Annotated in this window: 9 protein-coding genes and 2 pseudogenes; 8 read left to right on the top strand and 3 right to left on the bottom strand. The window is 69.3% G+C overall.

Translation table 11 applies throughout. The features are described 5' to 3' along the window. Positions 1–170: pseudogene (locus ACO0LV_RS02425) on the bottom strand (IS1380 family transposase); the annotation flags it as partial. 119 nt (positions 171–289) lie between these two features. Between ACO0LV_RS02425 and ACO0LV_RS02420 the strand changes: the two are divergent. Both ACO0LV_RS02420 and ACO0LV_RS02415 read left to right on the top strand, forming a co-directional pair. Continuing rightward, positions 290–1,996 (top strand): annotated as a pseudogene (locus tag ACO0LV_RS02420) (FdhF/YdeP family oxidoreductase); the annotation flags it as partial. Between the two features lie 206 nt (positions 1,997–2,202). After that, positions 2,203–2,406, top strand: coding sequence for a hypothetical protein (locus ACO0LV_RS02415; RefSeq protein ID WP_424786265.1), 204 nt, complete (start codon positions 2,203–2,205; stop codon positions 2,404–2,406). Between the two features lie 19 nt (positions 2,407–2,425). Here the strand turns inward: ACO0LV_RS02415 and ACO0LV_RS02410 are convergent, their stop codons facing one another. Beyond that, a complete protein-coding gene (locus tag ACO0LV_RS02410) occupies positions 2,426–3,553 on the bottom strand; it encodes a mechanosensitive ion channel family protein (protein ID WP_424786264.1) in 1,128 nt (375 codons plus the stop codon). A 108-nt stretch (positions 3,554–3,661) separates the two neighbouring features. Here ACO0LV_RS02410 and fdxA point away from each other — a divergent pair, with 108 nt between their 5' ends. The 5 genes from fdxA to ACO0LV_RS02385 all read left to right on the top strand — a co-directional run bounded on the left by fdxA (position 3,662) and on the right by ACO0LV_RS02385 (position 6,496). Next, positions 3,662–4,015, top strand: coding sequence for a ferredoxin (gene fdxA, locus ACO0LV_RS02405; RefSeq protein ID WP_424786263.1), 354 nt, complete (start codon positions 3,662–3,664; stop codon positions 4,013–4,015). Next, positions 4,012–4,764 (top strand): helix-turn-helix transcriptional regulator, encoded by a 753-nt coding sequence (locus tag ACO0LV_RS02400; RefSeq protein WP_424786262.1) that lies wholly within the window; start codon positions 4,012–4,014, stop codon positions 4,762–4,764. Before fdxA ends, ACO0LV_RS02400 begins: the two co-directional genes overlap by 4 nt. 68 nt (positions 4,765–4,832) lie before the next feature. Next, positions 4,833–5,213, top strand: a complete 381-nt coding sequence (locus ACO0LV_RS02395) for a LuxR family transcriptional regulator (RefSeq protein WP_424786261.1) — start codon at positions 4,833–4,835, stop codon at positions 5,211–5,213. Beyond that, positions 5,213–6,106, top strand: a complete 894-nt coding sequence (locus tag ACO0LV_RS02390; protein WP_424786260.1) for an NAD-dependent epimerase/dehydratase family protein — start codon at positions 5,213–5,215, stop codon at positions 6,104–6,106. Before ACO0LV_RS02395 ends, ACO0LV_RS02390 begins: the two co-directional genes overlap by 1 nt. Positions 6,107–6,154: 48 nt before the next feature. Further along, complete coding sequence (locus ACO0LV_RS02385; protein WP_424786259.1) at positions 6,155–6,496, top strand: DUF488 domain-containing protein; 342 nt, start codon at positions 6,155–6,157, stop codon at positions 6,494–6,496. 20 nt (positions 6,497–6,516) lie between these two features. Here ACO0LV_RS02385 and ACO0LV_RS02380 read toward each other — a convergent pair whose 3' ends face one another. Beyond that, positions 6,517–7,548, bottom strand: a complete 1,032-nt coding sequence (locus tag ACO0LV_RS02380; protein WP_424786258.1) for an L-idonate 5-dehydrogenase — start codon at positions 7,546–7,548, stop codon at positions 6,517–6,519. 152 nt (positions 7,549–7,700) lie between these two features. On the opposite strand from ACO0LV_RS02380, the gene ACO0LV_RS02375 reads away from it, so the two are divergent. After that, positions 7,701–8,549, top strand: a complete 849-nt coding sequence (locus ACO0LV_RS02375; protein WP_424786257.1) for a universal stress protein — start codon at positions 7,701–7,703, stop codon at positions 8,547–8,549. The last annotated feature ends 17 nt before the right edge of the window (positions 8,550–8,566 follow it).

Below are 8,566 nucleotides of genomic sequence, written 5' to 3'. Positions count from 1 at the left end.
GCACCAGCATTGGCACCCTTGTCACCAGCGATACTTAACCGCTCCTGCGCCAGAACACTCAGGTCGGCTTTACGGGCCAGGGCCATCAACGGCACCAGCCCAGCGGCCGACACGAGATTGGGGTCATCGAACCTCGCCGAAACTACCGGCGACCTATGAGATAGTTGCATCTACGAGATGCCCTTCTTGCGTGGGATACGTGCCTTGAACAAGTCGTATTTTCCCAGGTCAGAGGGGCATTCTCGCTCTCACACGCCGGACCTGCGCCAGCTCACATCGGTGGATCCAGGGTAAGGGTTCGGTCACGCTGCACGACGTGCACGTGAGCAAATTGATCGTGATCGCCGGCCAGAACGCCGGCACCAACCACCCGCGGATGCTCACCGCCCTGGAGAAGGCCAAGCGGAACGGGGCCACGATCGTGTCGATCAACCCGCTGCGTGAGGCCGGCCTGGGCCGGTACAAGAACCCGCAGAGCGCCCGGGGCCTGCTCGGGCGGGGTACCCAGTTGGCCGATCTGCACCTCCCGGTCCGCCTGGCCGGTGACCTGGCGCTGTTCCAGGGGCTGGGCAAGTTCCTACTCGAGGCCCACCGGGCCGGCCGGCGCACCCCGGGCCGGGCCGGGGCGATCGATGAGGAGTTCCTGGCGCAGCACACCCACGGCTTCGAGGACTACGCCGCCGGTCTGGCAGCCTCCGACTGGGCGGACATCGAGACCGCCAGCGGCCTGAGCCGGGACCAGATCGAAGAACTGGGCGGGTTGCTGCTGGCCTCCGAGGCCACCGTCTTCGCCTGGGCGATGGGCCTGACCCAGCACCGGCACGCGGTGCCCACCATCACCGAGATCGTCAACGTAGCCCTGCTGCAGGGCAACCTGGGCAAGGCCGGGGCCGGGCTGCTGCCGGTACGCGGGCATTCCAACGTGCAGGGGGACCGCACGATGGGGATCTACGAGAAGATGCCCCAGCCCTTCCTGGACGCACTCGGCGCCGAGTTCTCCTTCACCCCACCGATCGAGCACGGGGTGGACACCGTGAACGCGGTGCGGGCGATGCGCGACGGGCGGGTCCGATTCTTCATGGCGATGGGTGGGAACTTCGTCAAGTCCGCCCCCGACACCGCCGTCACCGAGGCCGCGCTGGCCTCATGTGCGATGACGGTGCACGTAGCCACCAAGCTCAACCACACCCACCTGGTGCCGGGACGGGCCTCGCTGCTGCTGCCCTGTCTGGCGCGCTCGGACCTGGACGTCCGGGCCGGAGGGCGGCAGCGGGTCAGCGTGGAGGACTCGATGTCGATGGTGCACGCCTCCTCCGGTCACCTGCAGCCGCCGTCGAAGCAGTTGCGCTCGGAGATCGCCATCGTGTGCGGGATCGCCCGGGAGTTGTTCACCGACTTCCGGGGCCGTCCACTTCCCGGTGCGCCGGAGGCGGACTGGGAGCACCTGGCGGCTGACTACCGGCTGATCAGGCGCCACATCGAGGCCGTGGTACCCGGGTTCACCGATTTCGAGGCCAGGCTGGACCACCCCGGCGGATTCCGCCTGCCCCACGGTCCCCACGACGTGCGCACCTTCGACACCAAGACCGCCAGGGCAACATTCAGCCGCAACGACCTGTGGTGGCCGCGGGTCCCACCGGGGCGGCTGCTACTGCAGACGCTGCGCTCCCACGACCAGTTCAACACCACCGTGTACGGGATGGATGATCGCTACCGGGGGATCACCGGAGGGCGACGGGTGGTCATGGTGAACAAGGCCGACCTGACCGAACTCGGACTTGCCGACGGTGACCTGGTGGACCTGGTCTCGGAGTGGCGTGATGGTTCGGAGCGCCGGGCCCCCGGGTTCCGGGTGGTGGTCTATGACACCCCGCGCGGGTGCGCCGCAGCCTACTTCCCCGAGACGAACGTACTGGTGCCGCTGGATGACACCGCGATCGACTCGGGCACCCCGGTCTACAAGTCGGTGGTGGTCCGGCTCGAGCCGACCCGGTGAAATGCGCCCGGCCGAATGATCCGCGCCCGGCACCGGGAAGCGGTCAGTGAAGATGAACGACGAGAGTGAGGCAATCCAGCCAGACCGGCCGAACGCTCGGGACAACTCGGGGGACCTGGGCTCCAAGCGGGCGTAAGGTGGTGCGATACCCGGTTGGCTCGGGTCTGTTCGACAGCGACGATGCGACGGTCCAGGAGGAACCAGCGATGACGCAGGTACCCAGCGGCGATTCCCACGATCTGGCGGTACTGCGCCGTTGGGAGAACGCCGGCGGCGATTGGGAGGTCGTGGCTCGCGGAGAGACATCGGTGCGGATCGCGCTGTGCCGATGCGACGGGGGCGAGGAGGTGGAGCGGATCACCTCCACCGATCCAGCGCTCCTGCGCTACATCGTGGAGGCGAGCCACTGACCTCAGCCCGGGGTCGAACTCAGCCCCGGGTGATGGACCCACCCGTGCGGCCACCGGTGTTCCCGGCTGCTCCGGCAGTGGTGGCGTCCTGCCTGGCGCCGGTCGCGCGGCCGGGTTCGGGGAGCATGCGCACGCGGGTCTGTGGCAGCGCCTCGGGGTTGTGCTCCTGGAGCCACTTCACCAGGGATTCCCGGACGTCCAAGCGCAGGAACCACACCGCGTCGGGGTCGTCGGCGCTGACGCTCGCGCGCACCTGCACGTAGCCGGCGCTGGCATCGGTGATGACCAGGTTCGCCGAGCGGCCGTTGAAGTGATCGGAGGCGTTCACCACCCGGTGGAACTCCGCACGCAGGCCTTCGAGGTCGATCCGCCAATCGAGGTCGAAGAACACCGTGCCGGTGATGCGGTCATCGCGCCTGGTCCAGTTCTCGAACGGGGTGGCGGTGAAGTAGGTGGACGGCAGCACCAGACGGCGCTCGTCCCAGATCTTGACCACCACGTAGGTCAAGGTGATCTCCTCGATCGTGCCGTACTCGCCTTCGACGATGACCGTGTCATCGAGTCGGACGGCGTCACTGAAGGCCAGTTGCAGGCCGGCGAAGAGGTTGCTCAGCGTGGACTGTGCCGCCAGCGCTGCCACCACCGAGGCCAGGCCCGCGGAGGCCAGCAGGCCCGCCCCGACCGCACGCACGCCCTCGAAGGTGAGCAGGACTGCTGCCACGGTGAGGACCACCATCAGCACCAGCAGCACCCTGCGGGTCACGTGCATCTGGGTCTGCATCCGCAACGCGTCGCGGGTTCCCATCCGCTTGCCGGCCCGGTGCACGACACCGTCGACGATGAACAGGATGATCGCGGTGACCAGCCAGGCCACGTTGATGATCCACAGCACCTGCAGGACGTGGGCGACCAGGTCCCACCGTTCGGCCCCCTCCCCCCGAGGACGGTTCGCGGCTACCACGGCGTTGGTGGCGATCACCAGCGCCAGCACCAGGAACGGCACCCGGGTCCGGCGCACCAGGTACTTCACCGATGGCCATCGCCCCACCATCCGCAGCGCCAGCGCAGGTACGCCGACGCCCACGGCCAGCGCGATGGCCAGGGCAATACCGGCGTAGGTCAGGAGTTGGATCAGGTCCTCAGGCATACCCCCACTGTGGCCGCTGAACCCGGCCCACGCCAAGTGCCGGTGAGCCGGCTCACCACGGGGCGTCGATCGCGAGTTCCTCCAAGGCTGATTGTGTAAACTGTGGGTATGACGTACGTGATCGCTCAGCCATGTGTGGACGTCAAGGACCGCTCGTGTGTGGACGAGTGCCCGGTCGACTGCATCTACGAGGGTGGCCGCAGCCTGTACATCCAGCCCGACGAGTGCGTGGACTGCGGAGCCTGTGAACCGGTCTGCCCGGTGGAGGCCATCTACTACGAGGACGATCTGCCCTCCGCGTTCGCTGCCTACTTGGAGGACAACGCCGCCTTCTTCACCGAGACACTGCCGGGCCAGTCCGAGCCGCTGCACTCACCGGGTGGCGCTGCCCGGATCGGAGCGCTGGACGGCGACACCGAGTTGGTCAGGGGCCTGCCGGCAGACCCGGGGGGCCTCTCGTGACGCCCACCCAGCGGGCCCAACCGGCCACGCAGCGAACCGCCCAATCGTCTATCCGGCCCACCCAGCGGGCCCGTCCCGCTCGCCCCGGCCGGCGCGCGCAGGTGCTCCGGGCGTTGAAGAGTGCCGAGGAGCCGCTGAGCATCGCCGGGATCGCCGAGCAACTCGGCGTCCATCCCAACACCGTGCGGTTCCACCTCGAGGCATTGAGCCGAACCGGCCAGGTGGAGCAGGTCGTCGGCAAGCCCACAGGGCCGGGCCGTCCCGCGGCACTCTTCCGCGCGGTGCCGGGCATGGATCCCTCGGGCCCCACCCAGTACCGGGTACTGGCGCGCATCCTGGCCCAGGACATCGCGGCCGGCCCGGATCCCCGGGCCCGAGCGATCGCGGCCGGGCGCCGTTGGGGCGCCGCACACGCGGAGGAACTCGGAGGCCCGGTCACCTCGGATGAGGAAACTGTGGTGGGCGCTCCGCCCGGGACCGAGCGCCTGATGCACCTGATGGAGGAGATGGATTTCGATCCCGACCTGCAACCGGGACAGCCCGGCTCGGTGGGCCTCCGGCACTGCCCGTTCCTGGACCTGGTTGCGGAGTTCCCCACCGTGGTCTGCTCGCTCCACCTGGGCCTGATGCAGGGAGCCATGGGGGAGTGGAGGAGTGGCACCGAGGTCACCGACCTGGTGCCGTTCGCCCAGCCGGATCTGTGCGTGGCGCACCTGCGCCCGCTGGCACCGGATCCATCAAGCGATTAGGTGCCGACGGCGTACCTGCCCGGGCGAGGGGCTGCGGGAGCAGGCATGATGGAGCCCGAGGAGGATCCATGGACAGTGTTCCGCTGGCCGATCTGGGTGCCACGTTGCTGCAGAAGGCCCGCAGTAACAAGGCCGGGCGGGCGGCCCGGACGATCCACGGGGGACGTGAGCACGTACTGCGTCAGACTCTGATCGCTCTGGGGGCCGGGCGGCACCTGGGTGAGCATGACACTCCGGATGAGGCCACCTTGCAGGTCCTGAGCGGGCAGGTGCGCCTGCACTGCACCGACCGGCGGGTGTGGGTGGGGCGCGCCGGTGATTACGTGGTGATCCCGCCGGTACGGCACGACCTGGGCGCGCTGGAGGATGCGGTGGTGCTGCTGACCTCCACGGTCACCCCGCATCGGGCGACCTCCCGGGCCGCCAGTGAGCAGGAAGGTGAATCGTGATGGGCACACGTCACCCCGAACCGCGCCATGTCCTGGTGACCGGATCGTCCGGGCTGATCGGCACCGGGGTGCTGGCTGAACTGCGGCGGCGGGGAGTCGGCTCGACGTCCCTGAACCGGCGCGAGCACCCAGACCTGGACACCGATCGAGCGGTGGTCGGCTCGGCGGCGGACCCCGAGGTTGTCGCCGAGGCGATCGAGGGCGCCGACGCGGTGATCCACCTGGCGGCCGCGCCCACGCCGGATGTGGACGAGGACCACGTGGTGTTCTCCGGCAACGTCTCGGGCACGTACGTGGTCCTGGAAGCGGCAGCGGCGGCAGGGATCTCCCGGGTCGTGATCGCCTCCAGCATCAACGCCCTGGGGGTCCGGTTCAGCCCACATCCGGTGCAGCCGCCGTACGTGCCGGTGGACCATCTGGCGCCCACTCAGGCAGCCGACCCGTACTCGCTCTCGAAGTGGGTCGATGAGGAGACCGCCCGAGCAGCCCACCGGCGCCACGGCCTGGACATCGTGGCACTGCGATACCCGCTCACCGGCGGGTTCGGCGATCGCCTGCCCGATGCCTTCGCGGGCCAATGGGCCGATCCGGACGAGGGCACCGCGGACCTGTGGGCCTACCTGACCACCGAGGACGGCGCTCGTGCCGCCGTCGATGCCCTGCAACCCCGGGAACCCGGGGTGCACGTGGCCTATGTCGCGGCACCGACCACCTGCATGCCGCAGGACACCACCGAACTGCTCGACACCTATCTACCGGACGTCCCGCGCACGCAGGAGTTCACGGGCCGTCAGGTCCCGATGGATCTGGAACCGGCCCGGCGGGTGTTCGGCTTCAGTGCCCCGGACCTGGGTGTGGCGGAGTTGGAGGAGCGCTGCCGGGCCGGGCGGTGACCCGATCGCGCGATTGCCGTCTCGCAGAGGCCCTGGCAGGATCGGGGCATGCGCATCGGCAGGGTCTATGACCCGGTGGAGTCCGGCTGCTACCGGGTGCTGGCCGACCGGATTTGGCCACGCGGACTACGCAAGGACGATCCACGGACCGGGCGTTGGTGGCCCGCCCTCGCCCCGAGCAACGACTTGCGCCGCTGGTACGGTCACGAACCCGATCGGTTCGAGGAGTTCGCCTCCCGCTACCGGGCCGAGTTGGAGAGCGGGGAGGGCGCACAGGCCCTCACGGACCTGCGCGCGCTGGCCGCCGACGGCGAGGTCATGCTGGTCACGGCGACCAAGGACCTGGACCACAGCCACCTTGCGGTGCTGGTCGAGGTGGTGCAGGAGTGAACCGCATCCCGCCGGAGGGATCAGGTACTCAGGTCCAGTAGCACCTTGCTCGATCCGGACTGCCGGTCGGTCGCCGTCGCGAACGCCTCGGCGAGGTGTGTCAGGTCGAAGGTGTGGGTGATCAGGGCGCTCACGTCCAGGCCCTGCCCGAGCAGTTCGATGGCCTCGGTCATCTCGGTGGTGAACCGGTAGGACCCCAGCCAGGTGATCTCACGGCTCACCAGTGCCCCCAGGGCGCTCGGCGCCGGTGCCGCCGGCAGGTTGCCCACCTGCACCATGAGCCCGCCACGGGCCGTGGCTCCCAGCACCCCGCCCAGGGCAGCGGGTGCACCGGAGGCCTCGAACACCACTTCCGATTCCGGTAGCGCCTCGCCGGGCACCTGCACGCACTGGTCCGCGCCGAGGGCGCGTGCCAGGTCAAGGGCCGACGGCGTGAGGTCGGCGCCGGTGATCGGTCCGGCGCCCAGGTGCCTCGCCAGGGCGATGACCAGCAACCCGATCGGCCCGCAGCCGTTCACCAGGATCTCGCGCCCGGCAAGCCCGCCGGGCAGCACCGATTCGGCTCGCCGGATGGCATGCAGTGCCACGCCCATCGGTTCGGCCAGCGCACCGGTGCGGGTGTCCACATTCGCCGGCAGCGCCCGCACCTGATCGGTGCGCACCACCAGGAGTTGGCTGAACCCGCCGTCGGTGTGCGGGTCGGCCGAGCCGAGGTAACTCACCCGGCGATGCAGGTTGGTGCGCCCGGCCAGACGGTCCGGAAGCGGTTCACCGCTCACCGGCGTGGGCGGATAGATGGCGGCCCGGGTGCCCACCACCTGCTCGGAGACCCCCGCCCCCACTCCGACCACCTCGCCGGCGATCTCATGGCCGAGCACCAGGGGCGTGCGCAGGATCGCGGTCCCGGAGGCACCGTGGTTCACATAGGCCAGGTCCGAACCGCAGATCCCGCCCCAGTGCACGGCAACCAGCACCTGGCCGGGACCGGGTTCAGGGTCCGGCCTGTCCTCGATCCGCAGATCACCCTTGGCGTGTACCACGACTGCCTTCACGCAAGCAGCCTATCGATGAAGGGCCAAGATGATGCCGGCTATCGCTGCCTGGGAACACAGGACCGGGACCTTCGACACTGGCGCCGGCGCTGCCGTCACGATGCAATGGACGTACCGGACGTCGTCAGGACCCCGGTGAAAGGGAGGACATCATGAGTGCTGGTCAGCAGATTGTCGTCGGGACCGACGGATCACCCCACGCCGCGAGTGCGGTGACGTGGGCAGCCGGCGAGGCACACCGCCTGGGTATACCGTTGCGGATTGTCACGGTGTTCGAGCAGTGGGCGGACGTGCGCCCGCAGGACGCCCAGTTGCACACCGAGCAGGAGAAGCACGCCATGGGTGTGCTGGCCGAGGCCAAGAGCGCAGCGCGGGCACAGCATCCTGACCTGCAGGTGGAGGCGGTGCTCCGGGTGGGCGATGCGGTCGAGGAACTGACCCATCAGTCCATCGGCGCCCACCTGGTAGTGACCGGGTCGCGGGGCCGGGGCGGCTTCGCCGGTATGGTGCTCGGTTCCACCAGCCGGAGCCTGACCATCGCCTCCGGCGCCCCACTGGTGATCGTGCCCGAGCAGGGTGCGGCTTCGGGTCCGGTCGTCGTGGGGGTGGACGGCTCGGAGCAGTCCGACCGCGCCCTGGCGTTCGCAGCGTCCCAGGCCGACTCACAGGGCGTCGCGCTCAAGCCGGTGCGGGTGGTGACCGAACCGCCGTGGTTCGGACCGGTCGAGACCTACGGAACCTGGTTGGAGGGGATTGTGACCGAGGCCGAGAACGACCTGGAGAAGCAGGTGGGCCCGATCCGTACCCGGTACCCCGACCTGAAGGTCAATCGCACGGTGATGCGGGGCCACCCGGCGGATGCGCTGCGCGAGGCCGGCAAGGACGCCTCGATGCTGGTGGTGGGTTCGCGAGGCCGCTCAACCGCCCGATCGATGCTGCTCGGCTCGATCAGTCACGGGGTGTTGCACCACGCACCGTGCCCGGTGGCGGTGCTCACCTGAAGCAACCCGGCGGCCTT

It is taken from the genome of Pseudactinotalea sp. Z1739, from assembly GCF_049725055.1.
GTDB lineage: Bacteria > Actinomycetota > Actinomycetes > Actinomycetales > Beutenbergiaceae > CALKWS01.
Note: the sequence above shows the minus strand (reverse complement) of the source record. Positions and strands in the feature narration are given on the sequence as shown.